This is a genomic window from Bradyrhizobium sp. HKCCYLS20291 (assembly GCF_051167715.1).
Classification (GTDB): domain Bacteria; phylum Pseudomonadota; class Alphaproteobacteria; order Rhizobiales; family Xanthobacteraceae; genus Bradyrhizobium.
This window is the reverse complement of the sequence record NZ_JBNPTO010000024.1, coordinates 61116-79757: the sequence shown is the minus strand read 5'-3', so window position 1 is coordinate 79757 and position 18642 is coordinate 61116. Positions and strand designations below refer to the sequence as shown.

11 protein-coding genes are annotated in these 18642 nt (G+C 64.6%); 2 read left to right on the top strand and 9 right to left on the bottom strand.

Annotated elements, in window-relative coordinates:
* Window position 1: 1 nt before the first annotated feature.
* The gene (gene glgB, locus ACQR07_RS34155; RefSeq protein WP_434906435.1) at window positions 2–2140 is read right to left on the bottom strand and encodes a 1,4-alpha-glucan branching protein GlgB; all 2139 of its coding nucleotides are present in this window, start codon (window positions 2138–2140) and stop codon (window positions 2–4) included.
* Entirely contained in the window at window positions 2137–5442 is a 3306-nt protein-coding gene (gene treS / locus ACQR07_RS34150; protein ID WP_434906434.1) for a maltose alpha-D-glucosyltransferase, read from the bottom strand. The genes glgB and treS overlap by 4 nt, the downstream gene beginning before the upstream one ends.
* A 342-nt stretch (window positions 5443–5784) precedes the next feature.
* Here treS and malQ point away from each other — a divergent pair, with 342 nt between their 5' ends.
* Together malQ and ACQR07_RS34140 are read left to right on the top strand one after the other, a co-directional pair.
* Window positions 5785–7737, top strand: coding sequence for a 4-alpha-glucanotransferase (malQ, locus tag ACQR07_RS34145; protein ID WP_434906433.1), 1953 nt, complete (start codon window positions 5785–5787; stop codon window positions 7735–7737).
* Window positions 7738–7780: 43 nt separating this feature from the next.
* A complete protein-coding gene (locus tag ACQR07_RS34140) occupies window positions 7781–9592 on the top strand; it encodes a glycoside hydrolase family 15 protein (RefSeq protein ID WP_434906432.1) in 1812 nt (603 codons plus the stop codon).
* A 9-nt stretch (window positions 9593–9601) separates the two neighbouring features.
* On the opposite strand, the gene ACQR07_RS34135 is transcribed toward ACQR07_RS34140, so the two are convergent.
* From ACQR07_RS34135 to ACQR07_RS34105, 7 genes are all read right to left on the bottom strand, one after another.
* Window positions 9602–10414 carry an HAD family hydrolase gene (locus ACQR07_RS34135; protein ID WP_434906431.1) on the bottom strand — a complete coding sequence of 271 codons (813 nt, stop codon included), beginning with the start codon at window positions 10412–10414 and terminating at the stop codon, window positions 9602–9604.
* Window positions 10415–10432: 18 nt separating this feature from the next.
* Complete coding sequence (gene pgl / locus ACQR07_RS34130; protein ID WP_434906430.1) at window positions 10433–11674, bottom strand: 6-phosphogluconolactonase; 1242 nt, start codon at window positions 11672–11674, stop codon at window positions 10433–10435.
* A gap of 3 nt (window positions 11675–11677) precedes the next feature.
* Window positions 11678–13195 (bottom strand): glucose-6-phosphate dehydrogenase, encoded by a 1518-nt coding sequence (gene zwf / locus ACQR07_RS34125; protein WP_434906461.1) that lies wholly within the window; start codon window positions 13193–13195, stop codon window positions 11678–11680.
* A gap of 5 nt (window positions 13196–13200) precedes the next feature.
* Window positions 13201–14238, bottom strand: a complete 1038-nt coding sequence (gnd, locus tag ACQR07_RS34120) for a phosphogluconate dehydrogenase (NAD(+)-dependent, decarboxylating) (RefSeq protein WP_434906429.1) — start codon at window positions 14236–14238, stop codon at window positions 13201–13203.
* Window positions 14239–14252: 14 nt separating this feature from the next.
* Complete coding sequence (locus tag ACQR07_RS34115) at window positions 14253–17099, bottom strand: bifunctional transaldolase/phosoglucose isomerase (protein WP_434906428.1); 2847 nt, start codon at window positions 17097–17099, stop codon at window positions 14253–14255.
* Window positions 17100–17263: 164 nt separating this feature from the next.
* The gene (locus ACQR07_RS34110; protein WP_434906427.1) at window positions 17264–17710 is read right to left on the bottom strand and encodes a DsrE family protein; all 447 of its coding nucleotides are present in this window, start codon (window positions 17708–17710) and stop codon (window positions 17264–17266) included.
* Between the two features lie 53 nt (window positions 17711–17763).
* The gene (locus ACQR07_RS34105; RefSeq protein WP_434906426.1) at window positions 17764–18372 is read right to left on the bottom strand and encodes a hypothetical protein; all 609 of its coding nucleotides are present in this window, start codon (window positions 18370–18372) and stop codon (window positions 17764–17766) included.
* Between the last annotated feature and the right edge of the window lie 270 nt (window positions 18373–18642).

Below are 18642 nucleotides of genomic sequence, written 5' to 3'. Positions count from 1 at the left end.
GTCAGGCTTCCGGGACGAGAAATACCGCTGCCATGGGCGGGAGGATGAGGTTGAGCTGGTGATCTTCAGAGGCATGGACCTGCCCGACATTGCCGACATTGCTGCCGCCATAATGCAGGGAATCGGAGTTGAAAGCTTCCCTCCATTTGCCGCCGAACGGCACGCGGACCCGGTAATTGTAATACACGTTGGGCGAAAAATTCACGACCACGACGCAGCGCGCGTGCTCGTCGAACCCCTTGCGCACCCAGGCAAAGACGTTGCGGTCGGCATCATCGGCGATGAGCCATTCGAAGCCGTCCGGCTCGCAGTCCCGCTCGTGCAGCGCGGGGACGCTGCGGTAGAGATGGTTGAGGTCGCGGATCAACGCCTGGATTCCGGCATAGCGGCGGTCGCCGAGCAGGTGCCAGTCGAGCGAGGTGTCGTGATTCCACTCGCGCTCCTGCGCGAGCTCGCAGCCCATGAACAGCAGCTTCTTGCCGGGATGTCCGAACATGAAGCTGTAATAGGCGCGCAAGTTCGCAAAGCGCTGCCAGTCGTCGCCGGGCATGCGGCCGAGGATGGAGCGTTTGCCGTGCACGACCTCGTCATGCGACAGCGGCAGGATGAAGTTCTCGGAAAAGGCGTAGTGCAGCCCGAACAGGATCTCGCCGTGATGATATTTGCGGTGAATCGGATCCTTGCCGATGTAGCGCAAGGTGTCGTTCATCCAGCCCATGTTCCACTTGTAGCCGAAGCCGAGCCCGCCCATGTCGACGGGACGCGAGACCTGCGGCCACGCGGTGGATTCCTCGGCGGCGGTGGTGGCCTGCGGGAAGTGACCGAACACGTCGATATTGGTCCGGCGCAGAAACTCGATGGCCTCGAGATTCTCGCGTCCGCCATATTTGTTCGGAATCCAGCCGCCGGACGGGCGGCTGTAGTCGAGATAGAGCATCGAGGCGACGGCATCGACACGCAGGCCGTCGATCCCGTAGCGCTCCAGCCAGAACAGCGCGTTGGAGCGCAGGAAATTGGCGACTTCGGTGCGGCCGTAATTGTAGATCAGGGTGCCCCAGTCGAGATGCCGGCCCTGCATCGGGTTGGCGTGCTCATAGAGCGCGGTGCCGTCGAAATGTCCGAGCCCGTGCGGATCGTCGGGGAAATGCCCGGGCACCCAGTCGAGCCACACCGCGAGGCCTTCGCGGTGGCAGGCGTCGATCAGCGCACAGAAATCCTCCGGGCTGCCGAAGCGGCTGGTCGGCGCGTACAGTCCGGTCGGCTGATAGCCCCAGGAGCCGTCGAACGGATGCTCGCTCACGGGCAGGAATTCGATGTGGGTGAATCCCATGTCGCGCGCATAGGCCGGCAGCTGCTCGGCGAGCTCGCGATAGGTCAGCCACTGGTTGTTGTCCTTGCGCCGCCACGAACCGAGATGCACCTCGTAGATCGACACCGGCTTGTTCAGCCTGTTGATGTCCTGAGGCGCGGGCCGTGGCCGGGGCAGGGTGGTTTCGTCGACCACGATCGAGGCGGTCTTGGGCCGCATCTCGGCTGCGAACGCCATCGGGTCGGACTTCAGCGGCAGGTGCTCGCCCTTCGGGCCGATGATGTCGAACTTGTAGTGATCGCCGGCCCGGGCGCGGGGAATGAACAGCTCCCAATAGCCGTTGCCGCGGACGCGCATCGGATGACGCCGTGCGTTCCAGAAATTGAAATCGCCGACCACGCTGACACGGCGCGCGTTGGGTGCGAGCACCACGAAGCCGACCCCGTCGACGCCATCGATCACCATCGGATGGGCGCCGAGCTTGTCGTAAAGCCGCTCATGATTGCCTTCACCGAGCAGATGCAGGTCGAATTCGCTCAGGATGGGCAGGAAACGGTAGGGATCCTCCAGATCAGTGACGGAATCGCCGAAGGTGGCGCGAAGGCGATAGCGCTGCATCGACGACATCGTCCCGGTAAACAGACCGGAATCGTGGATGCGCGCCAGCGGCGCGACCTCGCCATGCTCGCCCACCACCTCGACGCGAGAGGCCTCGGGAAGAAACGCGCGCACCACGGTCCTGCCGTCGACGCTGTGCTGACCGAGATAGCGAAACGGGTCGGCATGCCGACCCTCGATGATCGCAAACGCCTCGGGAGAGAGATGGGTCATGAGGACTCACTGGCAGGTGCTGGCTCGGACAGGACGCGAAGCAGGTTGCCCAGCGCGACGCGGAGCCAGTCCGGCCGGTGGGCAAGGTCATATTCGAGCGCTCCGAGGGCTTTTTCCAGCAGGAAAAAGTTAAGGAGCGCCTCCGCGCTGCGCGGATCGTCCGGCCAGAGCCTCTGATGAGCCTTGACGTCGCGATAACCGGCCAGAAATGCAGCAATTGCCTGATCGCGCCAGCCCGTGAGCGCCGCAGCAAGTCGGCCGTGATCGTCGGGACTGGCGTTCAGGGCGCGATCGAGCGCGACTCGGACCGAGCAGTCGATCGAGCGCAGGAAGCCGGCCAGGTCGCGGGCGGGCGGTGCCTTGCGCCGGCGTTCGGCGAGCGGCTGCTCCTCGTCGCCGTCGAAGTCGATGATGAAGATGTCATCCTTGACGATCAGGATCTGGCCGAGATGAAAGTCGCCATGAACTCGGATGTCGTGCCCGCCGACATGGCCTGGGATCAGCGCGTCCAGCCGCTCCGACAGCTCGCCGCGCCTGGCCAGCACATGGTCGATCAGCCCGCGCTCGGGCTCCTTGAGGCGGTCGCGGCGCTCGCTCATGCCGGTGAAAATCCGGCTGGCCTGCGCCCGCAGCCGGTCGATCCAGTGATCGAGGCTGTCGGTCGTGGTGGGCTCGGGAGCGAAATCAGCGATGTCGCCGCGCGATGCCAGCGCGACGTGCAGCTCACCGAGGCGCCGTCCAGCTTGCGTCACATAGCGCAGATAGGGCGGCAACTCTTCGCTCTGCCGCTCGTCTCCGCTCGCGGCGAAGACACGCTGATCGTCGACATAGCGGTCGAGATAGGCCGCAGTAACGGTCCAGCCGTCGCCCTGGTTCTCGACGAACGCATGGACGCTGCCAACCGAGCGCTGCTCGCCGTCCTGAAACAGCTCGATGCTGCCGAGCAGCGGCGGCACGTTGGCGAAGCCGACCGTTTCGGTGAGAAACTGACCCATGTCGACCTCGGGCAGGATTCCCGCCTCGAGCTCGCGATGGATCTTGATGAAGAACTCGTTGTTGACCACCGCCTTGCTGCTGCAGCGGTCGGTCTCGATGATTCGGACCTGCTCGGACTCGCGCACGGGCTTGTCGGGAAAGCGCGAGGTCGGGCGGAATTCAAGGCGCAGCCCGTTCTCTTCCACCGTCAGCGACTGCGCGAGATTGCGCAGCAGGAGCGACAGGAAGATGGGGTTGGTGGCGGCGTCCAGCAGCGTGCCCTCGCGGGCGCCCTGGCGCACGGCGGCGAACGCCTGCGGATTGTAGCGCTCGCGGTCGAAGCGCACCCAGTCGATCTGCATCGGCAGCAGATAGCGCAGCTCGTCCTTGCGCTCGGCGGCCTTGAAGAAGATCAGCCAAGGTCGGTTGTCGCCGATGTCGCAGAACGGGATTGCCGACGTCAGCGTGGGGTGGATCGCCTCCGGCGACCGCTCCGGATACCAGCGCGTGCGCGAGAGGTGACCGGGCAGTACGTCGCGTTCGAACAGGCTGCGGGTCCGCGCCAACGACACCCAGGTCGATCCGAGCGGCACCACCAGCGTCTCGAATTCCGGCACCGCGCGCTGGACAACCGGTTCGGACTTGTCCCGCTCCTTGAGCTGGAACCAGTAGAAGCCATATGGCGCCAGCGTGATCATGTAGGGCAGTTCGCCGATCGCAGGGAAGCGTGAGCGGCCGAGCATCTCGATCGGAATGCGATCCTTGAACGCGGAGAGATCGAGCTCGGTCGCCTGCGCCGAGCGCGACAGATTGGCGACGCAGAGAATGACCTCGTCCTTGTATTGCCGGACGTAGGCGAGCACGGAGCGATTGGCGGGGCGGATGAACGACATCGTGCCGCGGCCGAAGGCGAGCGTCGACTTGCGCACCGAGATCAGCTTCTTGGTCGCATTGAGCTGCGACGACAGGCTGCGCGACTGCGCCTCGACGTTGACCGCCTCGTAGCCATAGACCGGGTCCATGATCATCGGCGCATAGAGCCGCGCCGGGTCGGCGCGCGAAAACCCGCCGTTGCGGTCGGGGGTCCACTGCATCGGTGTACGTACGCCGTTGCGGTCGCCGAGATAGATGTTGTCGCCCATGCCGATCTCGTCGCCATAATAGATGATCGGCGTGCCCGGGAACGACATCAGGAGCGAGTTCATCAGCTCGATCTTGCGCCGGTCGTTGTCCATCAGCGGCGCAAGGCGCCGGCGGATGCCGACATTGATGCGCGCGCGGGGGTCGTTGGCATAGGTCGACCACAGATAGTCGCGCTCGACATCGGTCACCATTTCCAGCGTCAGCTCGTCATGATTGCGCAGGAACAGCGCCCACTGGCAGGTCGCGGGGATGTCCGGCGTCTGGCGCAGGATGTCGGTGATCGGAAAGCGGTCCTCCTGCGCGATCGCCATGTAGATGCGCGGCATCAGCGGGAAGTGGTAGGCCATATGGCATTCGTCGCCCTGGCCGAAATATTCCTGCACGTCCTCCGGCCATTGATTGGCCTCGGCCAGCAGCAGCTTGTCCTTGGCGTAATTGTCGAGCTCGACCCGCAGGCGCTTGATGATCGCGTGCGTCTCGGGGAGATTTTCGTTGCTGGTGCCGTCGCGTTCGCACAGGTAGGGAATGGCGTCGAGGCGGAAGCCGTCGACGCCGGCATCGAGCCAGCGCTTCATCACCTGGATGATGGCGTTGACCACCCGCGGATTGTCGAAGTTCAGGTCCGGCTGGTGCGAGAAGAAGCGGTGCCAGTAGAACTGGCCGGCCTCGTGGTCCCATGTCCAGTTGGACTTCTCGGTGTCGGTGAAGATGATCCGGGTTTCCTGGTATTTCTGATCGGTGTCGCTCCAGACGTACCAGTTGCGGGCGCTCGAACCGTGCGGACTGCGGCGGGCGCGTTTGAACCAATGATGCTGGTCGGAGGTGTGGTTGACGACGAGCTCGGTAATGACGCGCAAGCCGCGGCGCTGCGCTTCCTGGATGAAGCGCTTGAAGTCCTTCATGGTCCCGAAATCGGGATTGATGCTGCCATAGTCGGCGATGTCGTAGCCGTCATCGCGCCCGGGCGAGGGGTAGAACGGCAGCAGCCACAGTGCGGTGACGCCGAGATCCTGCAGATAGTCGAGCTTGTCGGTCAGGCCTGCGAAGTCGCCGATGCCGTCATTGTTGCTGTCGGCGAACGCCTTGACATGCAACTGGTAGATGATCGCGTCCTTGTACCAGAGACCATCGCCATCGGTCTCGGTCTGGAGGTTGGGGCCGTCCAGGGATGACATCACGTTCATGAGGCCCTCACACCGAGAGAAAGACGAATGGATAGGATACGGTCGGAGACGGGTCGGCCCCGCCAGATGCGGCTCTCCTCAAAAGAGGGCAGAATAGGGGAGAAAGCGTCTCGCGGGGCGACGCTCTCGAACGTGTGCGCAAATTTGTTCACGGTGATGCCATTGACAAGAAAACGGTGTCCCGGTTCGCTAGGGAACCGTGACCACCCCTGACAATGCCGGGGACCTCGCTTTTGTTCCCGGGGGAACGAGGGCGGACGCGGCGCGTTAGGGCTCTATCCTCTTGCCGTTAAACAACAATTTTTTCGACGTGCGCCCCGTCACGTCCAGATCGCGTGCCGAATGGATCTCTTCAACGAAGCTCACAGTCTCGGAATCCTGACAGAATTCTACGACGGTCAGGGGCAGCGCCGTGTCACCGACGAAACGGCCCTCAAGATCATCGTCGAGGCCTTCCCGAGGCCGACACCTCGCCGGCTGCTCAGCAGTGCAATCGTGCTTCGATCCGGCCAGCCGACCCGCAGCCGGCTCAGCGAAGCGGCCAAGCTGCCGGTCACGTGGACCGTCAAGCAGGGCGACGTGGCGGCCGCGAGCGGTGAGGCCAACGATCCGTTCATCGAATGGCCGACGGATCTTCCGGTCGGCAGCTATCGCGTCGAGCTGTTGGATGCGTCGTCGTGTCGCGAGGATCTGCCGCTGCTGGTGGCGCCCGACAAGGCCTTCGTTGGCGATTTCGACCGCGTCTGGCTGTTGGCCGTGCAACTCTATGGCATTCGCTCGCGCCGCAACTGGGGCATGGGGGACTTCACGGACCTCGCCAATCTGATCGACATCTGCGCCAAGCTCGGCGCCGATGGTGTCGGCCTCAACCCGCTGCACGCGCTGTTCGACGACCGGCCGGCCGATTTCAGCCCGTATGCACCGAATAGCCGGCTGTTCCTCAACGCGCTCTATGTCGATGTCGAGCAGGCGCCGGGCTTCGCGAACGGACCCGACAGCAAGGTGCTGGAGCCGCTGCGCCAGACCGAGCTGGTCGACTACAAGGGCGTCGCGGCGCTGAAATGGCCGGCGCTGCGCGCGGCCTTCGATGCGTTCATGTCTGCTCCCGACGGAGCCGAATCTGCAGAGTTCAAGACTTATCGCGCCGAGCGCGGCGACCTGCTGGCTCGCTTCACCTGTTTCGAGGTGCTGCGGCATCGTTTCCAGAAGCCGTGGTGGGAATGGCCCGAGGAATGGCGCCAGCCCGATCCGGCGCGCTGCGCGGCGCTGCTGAGCGGCCCCGATCGGCGGGAAGCCGATTTCGTGGCCTATGTGCAGTGGCTCGCCGAGCGCCAGCTGCGTCATTGCAAGGATCTTGCTCATCGATTGGGCATGAAGGTCGGTCTCTATCTCGATGTCGCAGTCGGCGTTCAGTCCGACGGCTTCGATGCCTGGAACGAGCAGGGCGCGATTTCGCGCACTCTCTCGGTGGGCGCGCCGCCTGATCCGTTGAATACGGTCGGACAGAACTGGGGCTTGGCCGGCTTCAATGCGCCAGGGCTCGAGTTGAAGAATTTTGAGCCGTTCCGCGAGATGATCAGGGCGTCGATGCGTCACGCCGGCGCGATCCGGCTCGACCATGTGCTCGGCCTGAAGCGGCTGTATCTGGTGCCGCATGGCTTTCCCGCCAAGCAGGGCGCCTACGTCCAGATGCCGTTCGATGCGCTGCTGGCCGCCACCGCAATGGAGAGCGTCGCCAGCGAATGCATCGTCATCGGCGAGGATCTCGGCACCGTGCCGGAAGGCTTTCGCGAGCAGATGGCCGATTGGGGGCTGTGGTCCTACAAGGTGATGATCTTCGAGCGCGACGACAACGGGCGCTTCCGTGACGTCGACTACTATCCGCCGAATGCGCTGGTGACGCTGAATACCCACGACCTCTCGACTTATGCCGGCTGGCGCTCGTTCGGCGATCTCAAGACGAAACGCGGCTTGGACATCGATCCCGGCGAGAGCGATCAGGATCGCTGGCATGCGCTCGGGCTGTGGGACGAGGTGCTCCGTCACAACGGCATCCATGCCAACGACGTCCATTCCGCGATCGGCTTCCTGTCGCGCACGCGCTCGCGCCTGCTCGCGATCTCGCTGGAGGACCTGCTCGGCGTCGTCGATCAGCCCAACATCCCCGGCACCATCGACGAGCATCCGAACTGGCGCCGCAAGATGCCGATCAATATCGAGGACATCGCCGGCGCGGTCGGCCTCGACGCGCTAAAGGCTGCAACCGCCGAACGGATCAGCCCGGCCGGCGTTTAATCGGTGGGGAATTCGGCGGGGGGCATTTGCACACGGATGTGGAATGTCCTGCAGGATCGAAGACTATGCGCTGATCGGTGATTGCGAAACGGCTGCGCTTGTCAGCCGCAACGGATCGATCGACTGGTTGTGCTGGCCGGCATTCGATTCGGATGCCTGCTTCGCGGCGCTGCTTGGCGACCACAATAACGGCCGCTGGCTGATCGAGCCATCCGGCGAGGTCAAATCGAGCAGCCGTCGTTATCGCGGTGACAGCCTGATCCTCGAGACACGGTTCGAGACGGAGACGGGGACAGTCGAGCTGATCGACTTCATGCCGCCGCGCGGCAAGGCCTCCGATGTCGTCCGCCTCGTTCGCGGCGTCTCGGGCGAGGTCGGCATGCGCATGAACATGATCATCCGCTTCGGCTTCGGCGTCGAGATTCCCTGGGTGAGGCGGTCAGAGGATCGCTCGGCGCTGCTCGCCGTATGCGGTCCCGATATGGCGGTGCTGCACACGCCGGTCGAGACGCACGGCGAGGACATGACGACCGTCGCGGAGTTCGCGGTCGCGGCGGGTGAGACGGTCCCTTTCGTGCTGACCTACGGCGCGTCGCATTTGCCGATCCCCAAGGCGATCGACTACGAGCAGGCGCTTCGCGACACCGAGGCGTTCTGGTCGGACTGGTCGCGCCGCTGCACCTACCAGGGCGAGCATCGCGACCTCGTGATGCGCTCGCTCGTCACGCTGAAGGCGCTGACCTACGGTCCCACCGGCGGCATCGTCGCCGCGCCGACGACCTCGCTGCCGGAGAAGCTCGGCGGCTGGCGCAACTGGGACTATCGCTTCTGCTGGCTGCGCGACGCAACGTTCACGCTGCTCGCCTTGATGAACTCCGGCTACACCGAGGAAGCGCTGGCCTGGCACAATTGGCTGCTGCGCGCGGCCGCCGGCGCCCCGGCGCACATGCAGATCATGTACGGCATCATGGGCCAGCGCCGGCTGACGGAGTGGGAAGCCGAATGGCTGCCGGGCTACGAAGGCGCGCAGCCGGTCCGGATCGGCAACGCCGCTCATGCCCAGCTGCAGCTCGACGTCTATGGCGAGCTGATCGATGCCTTTCACCAGGCACGCATGAGCCGGCTCAAGCTCGATGACGGCACCTGGGCGCTCGAATGCGCGGTGATCGACCATCTCACCGATGTCTGGGACCAGCCCGATCACGGCATCTGGGAGCGTCGTGGTGACGGCCGTCACTATGTGTTCTCCAAGGTCATGACCTGGGTCGCGTTCGACCGGGCGATCAAGAGCGCCGAACGTTTCGGCCTGAAGGCGCCGCTCGACCGTTGGCGCCGGCTGCGCGAGACCATTCATCGCGACGTGTGCGAGAAGGGCTACGATGCCGGGATCGGCAGCTTCGTCGATTCCTATGGTTCTCGGCTGCTCGACGCGAGCCTGCTGCTGTTGCCCGCGGTCGGCTTCCTGCCGTGCTCCGATCCGCGCATCCGCGGCACGATCGCGGCCATCGAGCAGCATCTGATGCCGGATGGCTTCGTGCTGCGGCACGATCCGCGCGAGACGTCCTCGCAGGAGCAACAGCCGATCGAAGGCGCGTTCCTCGCGTGCACGCTGTGGCTGGCCGACGCGCATGTGCTCGCCGGCGAGATCGCCAAGGCGGAGGCGCTGTTCCAGCGCGTGGTCGACATCGCCAACGATGTCGGATTGCTGGCGGAAGAATACGATATCGATGCGCGCCGGCAGACCGGCAACTTCCCGCAGGCGCTGACGCATATTGCGCTGGTCAACACGGCGCAAAATCTGTGCGGCGCCAAGAAGACCAGCGACAAGCCGGCCAAGCAGCGCTCGGAGGCGTGAGCTGGCAGGCTAGCCCTGCGCATTCTCCGCCAGGATCATCTCCATGGCGTTGGCAAAGCCTTCGTCCTGGTTGGAGGTCGTGACGCGCTTGGCGTGGCTCTTCACGTCGTCGCTGGCGTTGCCCATCGCGATCGACAGTCCGCTGACCTTGAACATGGCGACGTCGTTGTGCATGTCGCCGATCGTCGCCACGGCATCGAGCGGAATGCCGAGCCGCTGTGCCATCGCCGTGACGAAGGTGCCCTTGTCGCGGCCGGGCGGCGTGACGTCGAGATAATAGCTCTGCGAACGGATCGCGGTCGCTTCACTGCCGAGCAGAGTCTGCATCTCGCCTTCGCAAGCCGCCAGCAGCTCGAAGTCGCTGCTGGAGCCGACGATCTTGCAGGCGTTCGAAAGATAGGGCGAGAAGTCGTCGATGATCGTGGGATCGGCGCGGATCGCGCGCTGCTCATTGGGCACGTAGCCGCCATCCGGATTGCGGGTCAGCCAGGCATCCGCGGTGAACACCCAGATGTCGATGCCGTGCTGATGGAGAAGACCGATGCAGCGCTCGACGGCGTCTGCCGGGATCAGGCTCTGTTCGATCGGGCGCATGTCCGGCCCGATCATCGAGCTCCCGTTGAACGGCCCGACCGGGAGGTCGATCTGCAGCGGCGCGATCAGGAAGCCCATGCCGATCGCGGGCCGGCTCGAGGTGATCGTGAAGGCGATGCCGGAGTCGCGAAGCTCGCGTGCGGCCTTGGCCGCACGTTCGGTGAGCACCTTGTCCTTGGTCAGGAGCGTGCCGTCGACGTCGGACACGACGAGAGCGATGCGCGTCATGGGACCTTCCATTCGCGATCAGGCGTGGTCCTGACCGATGTGAATCTGCTGCAGGATGTCGTTGACGATGCGCTCGACCGGCGCGTCGACCGAGACCGTGATCGGATGCTCGCCGGCTTGCGGCGGCTCCAGCGTGGCAAACTGGCTGTCTAGCAGGCCGGTCGGCATGAAATGCCCCTTGCGGTGGCGCATCCGCTCCGCGATCAACTGCTGGCTTCCCGCCAGATAGACGATGCTGATGTCGCTGCCGCCGCCGGTCAGAATGTCGCGATAGGCCTTCTTGAGCGCCGAACAGGCGATGATGATGTGCTCGCCCTTGTCCCGACAGCGCGCGATCTCGTCGGCGATCGCCCGCAGCCAGGGCCAGCGATCCTCATCGGTGAGAGGATGGCCCGCGCTCATCTTGGCCACGTTGGCCGGCGGGTGGAAGCTGTCGCCGTCCTCGAAACGCCACCCCAGGCGGCGCCCGAGCGCTTCGCCGATCGTGCTCTTGCCCGAGCCGGCCACGCCCATGACGATCAAGGCCTGCGGCAGCTGAGGCGATGCCGCGGCGTCGACCATGAACAACGTCTGCTCGTTCGAACGCGCGCGATTGGCCGGCAGATCCTCCCCCGCCAGCACGCGCGTCAGGATCGGCCGCTTGTCGGCGCCCGCGACCTCGAACAGCATGGTGCGGCAGGAGGCCAGCGCCGGCAGCGTCAGGCTGACACGCGGCACGAATGGCGCGACATGCGCCTTGTCGACGCCCACCACCCAGCGGTCGCGGACATCGACCGCGGGGTAGCCGGGAAACAGCGAGGCGACATGGCCATCGGGACCGATGCCGAGCAGCACCAGATCAAACAGCGGCCGCGCCGGATCGAGCTGCTCGGCGCCGTAGAATTTTTTCAGTTCACGCTCATAGGCGCGCGCGCCCGCGTCCGGATCGGTGGTGTCGGTCGGAATGGGATGGATGTTTGCCGCCGGAGCACAGGCGTCGAGGAAGGCGTGGCGCGCCATGGTCATGTTATGCAGCGGATCAACTGCTGGCACGAAGCGCTCGTCGCCGATGAACCAGTGCACGCGGGGCCACGGAATTCGCTCGCGGTAGGCGGCCGTCATCAGCAGTTCGTACAGCTGCTTGGGGCTCGAGCCGCCGGTCAGGCAGATCGCAATCCGGCCGGGGTTGGCGGCGACGACTGCGAGCAGGCGATCGGCGGCAGCTTGCGCCATCGCCGGCTTGTCGGCGACGCGAATGAGCTCAGGCGGCGGGGTCCGCATCGGTCAGGCCAGCTTGCGCCAGCTGCGGCCATCCCGCGCCAGCAGATCGGCCGCGGCCTTGGGACCATCGCTTCCGGCGTCGTACACATGCAGGCCGTCGCGGCCGGCCTTCTTCCAGGCCTCGATGAACGGCTCGACCGCCTTCCAGCCGGCCTCGACGCTGTCGGCGCGCTGGAACAGGATGTTGTCGCCGATCATGCAGTCGTAGATCAGCGTCTCGTAGCCGGTGGCCGGCTCGGCCTGGAAATAATCCTTGTAGTTGAACTTCATCTGCACGCCGTCGGTGCGGATGGTCGGCCCCGGGATCTTGGTGTTGAACTGCAGCGTGATGCTCTGGGTCGGCTCGATGCCGATGACGAGATAGTTCTCCGCCAGCGTGTCGATCGGCGTGCAGCTGAACATCGCGAACGGCGCCTGGCGAAACTTGATCGCCACTTCAGTGCGCTTGGCGCCCAGCGCCTTGCCGGTGCGCAGATAGAACGGCACGCCAGCCCAGCGCCAATTGTCGATCGTCAGCTTGAGCGCGGCATAGGTCTCGGTCGCGCTGTCGGCGCTCACATCCTTGCTGTTGCGATAGGCGGGCAGCTCGGTGTCGCCGATCACGCCGGCCTTGTATTGGCCGCGAACGGAATTCAGCAGCGCCTCCTGTTCGGTGAGCGGCTGAATGGCGGAGAGCACCTCGGCCTTCTCGGAGCGGACCGTATGCGCGTCGAACCGCGCCGGCGGCTCCATCGCGACCAGCGAGAGCAGCTGGAACAAATGGTTCGGCACCATGTCGCGCAGCGCGCCGGTCGCATCGTAGAAGCTGCCGCGGGTTCCGACGCCGAGCTTCTCCTCGACCGTGATCTGCACGTGATCGATGTGGTGCCTGTTCCAGATCGGCTCGAACATTCCGTTGGCGAAGCGCAGCACCAGGATGTTCTGCACCGTCTCCTTGCCGAGATAATGATCGATCCGGTAGATCTGGTGCTCGGTGACGAGCTCCAGCAATTGGTCGTTGAGCTTCTTCGCCGACGCGAGATCGGTGCCGAACGGCTTTTCGACCACGATCCGCCGCCAGGCCTTGCCATCCTCCTTCAGTAAGCCGACACGCCCGAGCTGCTGGGCGATCGGCGCGAACGCGCTCGGTGGCGTGGCCAGATAGAACAGCCGGTTGCCGTGCGTTTCCCGCGCGGCCTCCAGCTTCTCCAGCCGGTCCTTCAACTGGTCGAAGCTGTCGGGCTCCTTCGGATCAGCCTCGATCGCGGTCACACAATGCAACAGCCGTTGCGCCACCTCGTCCTCGATCGGGCGCGTCGCATATTTGCGCAGGCCCTCCATCAGATTGGTGCGCAGCTGCTCGCTCGACATGCCCTTGCGCGCGATGCCGACGATGCAGAAGCGATCCGGCAGCAGCTGGTTGGCGGCCAGATTATAAAGCGACGGCAGCACCAGCCGATGCGTCAGGTCGCCGGTCACGCCGAAGATGACGAACGCGCAGGCGTCGGGTTTCTGATGTGGCGGCTGGTGAGGATGATGCAGAGAGATCACGCGCGGTCATCCCTGGGCTTTACGATTTCGGGCGCGCTCTGGCGCGCCGGATCAGGATGCTGCTCCGGCTCCTTGTGGCCGCCAAACCCCTCGCGCATGGCGGAGAGGATCTTCTCGGCAAACGTATGCTCCTGGCGCGAGCGGAAGCGCGCGAACAGAGCAGCTGTCAGCACCTCTGCCGGCACCGCCTCGTCGATCGCGGCATTGACGGTCCAGCGGCCCTCGCCGGAATCCTCGACATAGCCGGAGTACTTCTCCAGCGTCGGCTGGCGCGCCAGCGCGCTCGCGGTGAGATCGAGCAGCCACGATGGAATGACGCTGCCGCGGCGCCAGACCTCGGCGATATCAGCAAGGTCGAAGTCGAAGCGGTGCGCCTCGGGCAGGGCGGCACTGTTGGCATTTCGCAGGATGTCGAAGCCTTCCGCATAGGCCTGCATCAGGCCGTATTCTATGCCGTTGTGGATCATCTTGACGAAATGGCCGGCACCGGTCGGCCCGGCATGGATATAGCCCTGCTCGACGCGGGCGTCGCGGCCGTCACGGCTCGGCGTCCGCGGAATGTCGCCGATGCCCGGCGCGAGCGTCGAAAAGATCGGATCGAGCCGGTCGACCACGGCCTTGTCGCCGCCGATCATCATGCAATAGCCGCGGTCGAGGCCCCAGACGCCGCCGGAGGTACCGACGTCGACGTAGTGCAGGCCACGCTCTTTCAAAGCCTGGCCGCGGCGGACGTCATCCTGCCAGAAGCTGTTGCCGCCATCGATGATCACGTCATCGGCAGACATCAGCTTGGTCAGCTGGTCGACGGTGGCTTCAGTGATCTTGCCCGCCGGAAGCATGATCCAGGCATGCCGCGGCGTCGTGAGCTTGCCGACGAACTCTTCCAGGCTGGCCGCGCCGGTCGCGCCTTCGGCGACCAGTGCGGCCACGACCTTTGCATCGCGATCGTACACCACGCAGGAATGTCCCGCGCGCATCAGGCGGCGCACGATGTTGCCGCCCATGCGCCCGAGACCGATCATACCCAACTGCATCGACGCGGCCCTTCCTAGCTCAGCGCTTCATTGATGGCGCTGTCGAGCATCTTGAGGCCCGATTTCAGATTGCCCTTCAGGTGCACCCGCAACGCGCGTCGCCCGCGCTCGGTGAGCACGTCGAAATCGCCGCGCGCCTGCGCCGCCTTGATGACGCCGAAGCTCGCCTTCTGTCCGGGAATCGCAAGATCCTGGGCGTCATCGGCGGTGATCTGCAGGAACACGCCGCTGTCCGGTCCGCCCTTGTAGGCCTGGCCGGTGGAGTGCAGGAAGCGCGGCCCGAACTCGGCGCAGGTCGCGAGATGCTTGCTGTCGCGCAGCTTGAGCCTGATCCGCTGCAGCACCTCGGTGTTCGCGCCATTGTGCTCGATGTAGCCGAGCAGGGCGATGTAGTCGCCGTCGCCGGCGCGGCCGAGATGTGCCTTGAGCCAGGAGGCGAGGGTGCCGTCTGCGCCATGCTCGCGCAGGCTCTCGGCATTGTGCGCATCGGTGTAGAGCTCGCAGCCCTTGATGGCGACCACCGGCTCTTCCGGCGGCAGCGCGCCCGTCTGTTCGAACGCCGCCGTGAGCTCGCGCGTCTTGATCTTGGCGGACTCGACGTCGGGCTGATCGAACGGATTGATGCCGAGAACGGCACCGGCAACGGCCGTGGCCATCTCGAAGCGGAAGAACTCCTGTCCGAGCTGATCGATCGAGGCCATGACGATGCGAACGACCGGATGACCAGCCTGTTCGAGCGCCGAGAGTTTCTCGTCGTGACCGGCGACCTCGTCACCCTCCACCTTGATATCGATGAAGAAGCGATCAGGGCCGTAGACCTCGGGCGGGGCGACCGGCTCGGCGTCGATCGGAATCAGACCCTTGCCCTCCTTGCCCGTGGACTCCGCGATCAGCTGCTCGGCCCAGGCGCCGAAATCTGCGATCTTGGGCGAAGCGAAGATCGTCACCTTGTCGCGGCCATCCAGCCCGGCGAGTCCCATTGCCAGACCGAGTTGCACGCCGGAATTCTGGAGTGGCGGCACGTCGGGGCCGCACGAGCGCACCATCGACAAGGCGTTCGTGATCAATTTGCGCACGTCGATGCCCGCGGTCGCAGCCGGCACCAGGCCGAATGGCGACAGCACCGAATAGCGCCCGCCGATGGTCGGCTCGCCGTGGAAGATGCGCGCAAAGCCTTGCGCCTTGGCCGCCTTCTCCAGTGACGAGCCGGGATCGGTGACGGCGATGAAGCGATGGCCGGCCTTGCTGGCGCCGATCGCTTCGCTGACGCGTGCGAAGAAATAATCCTTCATCGCGTTGGGCTCGGTCGTGCCGCCCGATTTGGAGGACACGATGAACACGGTTTTCGAGAGATCGATCGCCTTCTCCATGGCGCGCACCTGTGCCGGATCGGTCGAATCGAGCACGTGCAGTCTGGGGAAGCCGGCCTTGCGCGAGAACGTCTTGGCGAGCACCTCCGGTCCGAGGCTGGAGCCGCCCATGCCGAGCACGACGGCATCGGAGAACTTCTGTCCCTTCACCCGCTGGGCATAGTCCTCATAGTCGGCGATGTCGGCCTTCTCGGCGCTGGTCAGCCAACCCAACCATTTGTGCTCGTCCTTGCCGGTCCAGACACTGGCGTCCTTGTGCCAGAGGCGGCGAATCTTGGCAGCCTTGCGCCACTCCTCGGTGGCCGCGGCAACCTTCTTCTGCAGATCAGCAGCAACCGCGATCGACTGCTGCCCGAGCGCTTCGCCGAGCACCACGGCGCGTTTGTGCGCCACCGCGCCATAGAGCTTGTCGGCGGCGTCGGCGAACTGCTTGACGCCGTCGATGACGAGATCGGCGGTGATGTGGTCGAGCGAGATGCCGGTCTTCGCCAGCTCGTCGAGCGCGGTCTCGGCCGCCTCGACATTCTCTTCAAGGCTGTCGCGCGCCTTGCCATGGTCGCGGAAGGCGTCCAGCGTGGCCGGCGGCACGGTGTTGACGGTGTTGGGGCCGATCAGCTCCTCGACATAGAGGACGTCGCTGTAATCCTTGTTCTTGGTGCCGGTGGAGGCCCACAGCAGCCGCTGCGGCTTGGCGCCCTTGGCCGCCAGCCACTCCCAGCGCTCGCCGGCGAACAGGTGCTTGTAATCCTGATACGCCATCTTGGCATTGGCGATCGCGATCTTGCCTTTCAGCGCCGTCAGCCGCTCCTTCTCCGAGGGATCGTTGGCTTGGGCGATCTTGTCGTCGAGCTGCTTGTCCACGACGCTGTCGATGCGGCTGACGAAGAACGAGGCGACGCTCGCCACATGCGACGGATCACCGCCGTCAGCGACATAGGCCTCAAGCCCGGCGAGGTAGGCCTCGGCAACCTGCCGGTAGACCTCCTGCGAGAACAGCAGCGTGATGTTGACGCTGATGCCCTTGGAGATCAAATGCTGGATCGCCGGCAGGCATGCATCCGTCGCCGGCACCTTGATCATCAGGTTCTTGCGGCTGACCGCTTTCCACAGCGCCTCGGCTTCCTTGATCGTGCCGGCGGCGTCCATGGCGAGATAGGGCGACACTTCGAGGCTGACGAAACCGTCATTGCCGTCGAAAGCGTCATAGACCGGCCGCAACACGTCGGCGGCGTTCTGGATGTCCTCGACGGCAACGGTTTCGAACAGCTGCGTCGGCGAACGGTCGCCGCCCTTCAGCGCCTTCGCGATCGGGGCGTCATATTCGTCCGAGCTGCCGATCGCCTTTTCGAAGATCGCGGGGTTCGAGGTCACGCCCTTGACGCCATCCTCGTCAATCAGCCGCTTCAGGTCGCCCTTTGCGACGAAGCCGCGGGCAAGGAAGTCGAGCCAGACCGCCTGGCCGTGTTTTTCGAGTGCTTTGACGGGGTTCATGATGCCTTATCTATGTGCGCTGGCTGGCTTTTTCCGGGTTCCAGGCCGTGCCTGGCCCCGCGCCGAAACTATGCGTCACGTTGGCGGATAACGCCATTCATATTGGATTGATCCCCGTTGAATCCCAACAGCTTCGTGCGGATTCGGGGCGAGGCGGTCCCGGCTCAAGGGCGGAGATACAGGTAGCCCTGGGACTGCAGCTCGGCGAGCCGCACCACGCCGCCCCGGTCGGCCACCGTAAAGCCGGGCAGGAGATCGCCGAGGGTCAGGTTCTGGGCCTTCATCGTGTTGCCGCAGGCGGCGAGCGCCAGACCGGCTCTGGAAAGGTGGGCCAGCCGACTCCTGATGTCCGTGGCGGCGCCTGACGTGAAGGCGCGGAGTGCGGGGCCATGAACGACCAGCGCAATCGTGACGTGATCCGGGCCGCCGACTCCGTCGTAATGATTCTGAATGTTGCCGAGGACGAAGCCGACCTTGTCGATTTCGTTCAAATGGTAGACGACCTTGAGCTTGGCGCCGGTTGGACCGTCAGCGGCGGCCCGCGCGCGGGACGTCGCGAACAGGACTGCGCATGTCGATATCGCCGCGCTCAATAATCTGCGTCGCTGCATGGCGGTCTCCTTGCAAAGCGGGCACTGCGTCACATCTGTTGAAGGACATGATGTCATTTGTGCCGAATGGCTGCGAGCTCCTTGCGGTCGGTGACGAGGCCCGCGCAGTCGGCGACGTCGCTGCGGTCGACCCGGAAGATCTTGTCGTCCGTGCCCGCCACCAGCGCGTCGCCTGCCTCGTCATCGGGCCTGTTGTTTCGCTGCCAAACGGTGATCCGCGTCAGGCTTACGATGGCGGAAATGTCTTCCTTCGCCATAGCAATCTCGATGCCGCCGCCTTCGCAATCGACCGGGCAGCTGTAGCGCACCGCGTGTCCCGCGTTCTCGGCGCGTGCATGTTCGCACGATCCGCTGGAATCGAAATCGCCGGGGCGGTCGCGATAGTTGACGCCGAGGCGGAACGAGTAGCTGATCTCGCGCTCGCCATGCGGGATCTCTGCAGTAACGAGCAGCTGCATGGCGGAGACCTTCTGCTTGGGATGTCGCATGAGGTGATCGGCGTCGTAGTGACGGGTGAAGCAGGCGTAGGATTTTTGTCCTGGTGCCTTCGTGAAAACACGCTGGTCGAAGGCACGCGCCTGCGCCTTGCTGACGACGTCGTCGGCGCGAGCCGGAGCTGCGACAGCGAGTCCAATCGTGGCGAGGATGAAGAGTGCTTTCATGAGTCCCGCCGGTTGCAGGTGCGTCGCGTGCGCTCGGTCACGGAATGGATCAATCGTTCCATTTATTCGTCGCAGCCAGGAAGATCTTCGTTCATTCGGCGTTCACGTGCAGTGCGACCGCACTCTTTCCGCTTCATTGCGGCCCGCTCACGCCGCTTCACAAGGCCTTGTGCGGCGCAGGGAGATTACGGTGCCGGGGTATTGCGGATGTTGCGAAGCAGAGACAATAGGCTACAAATGGAACGATTGGCGCGTTTTTGCCGAACTATT

Bases quoted from the DNA above. Each gene is read 5' to 3' on its own strand.
- treS (WP_434906434.1), bottom strand. From the start codon at position 5,442: ATGAACGTGATGTCATCCCTGGACGGCCCCAACCTCCAGACCGAGACC.
- ACQR07_RS34110 (WP_434906427.1), bottom strand. From the start codon at position 17,710: ATGCAGCGACGCAGATTATTGAGCGCGGCGATATCGACATGCGCAGTC.
- ACQR07_RS34140 (WP_434906432.1), top strand. From the start codon at position 7,781: ATGTCCTGCAGGATCGAAGACTATGCGCTGATCGGTGATTGCGAAACG.
- glgB (WP_434906435.1), bottom strand. From the start codon at position 2,140: ATGACCCATCTCTCTCCCGAGGCGTTTGCGATCATCGAGGGTCGGCAT.
- ACQR07_RS34135 (WP_434906431.1), bottom strand. From the start codon at position 10,414: ATGACGCGCATCGCTCTCGTCGTGTCCGACGTCGACGGCACGCTCCTG.
- ACQR07_RS34115 (WP_434906428.1), bottom strand. From the start codon at position 17,099: ATGAACCCCGTCAAAGCACTCGAAAAACACGGCCAGGCGGTCTGGCTC.
- pgl (WP_434906430.1), bottom strand. From the start codon at position 11,674: ATGCGGACCCCGCCGCCTGAGCTCATTCGCGTCGCCGACAAGCCGGCG.
- ACQR07_RS34105 (WP_434906426.1), bottom strand. From the start codon at position 18,372: ATGAAAGCACTCTTCATCCTCGCCACGATTGGACTCGCTGTCGCAGCT.
- gnd (WP_434906429.1), bottom strand. From the start codon at position 14,238: ATGCAGTTGGGTATGATCGGTCTCGGGCGCATGGGCGGCAACATCGTG.
- malQ (WP_434906433.1), top strand. From the start codon at position 5,785: ATGGATCTCTTCAACGAAGCTCACAGTCTCGGAATCCTGACAGAATTC.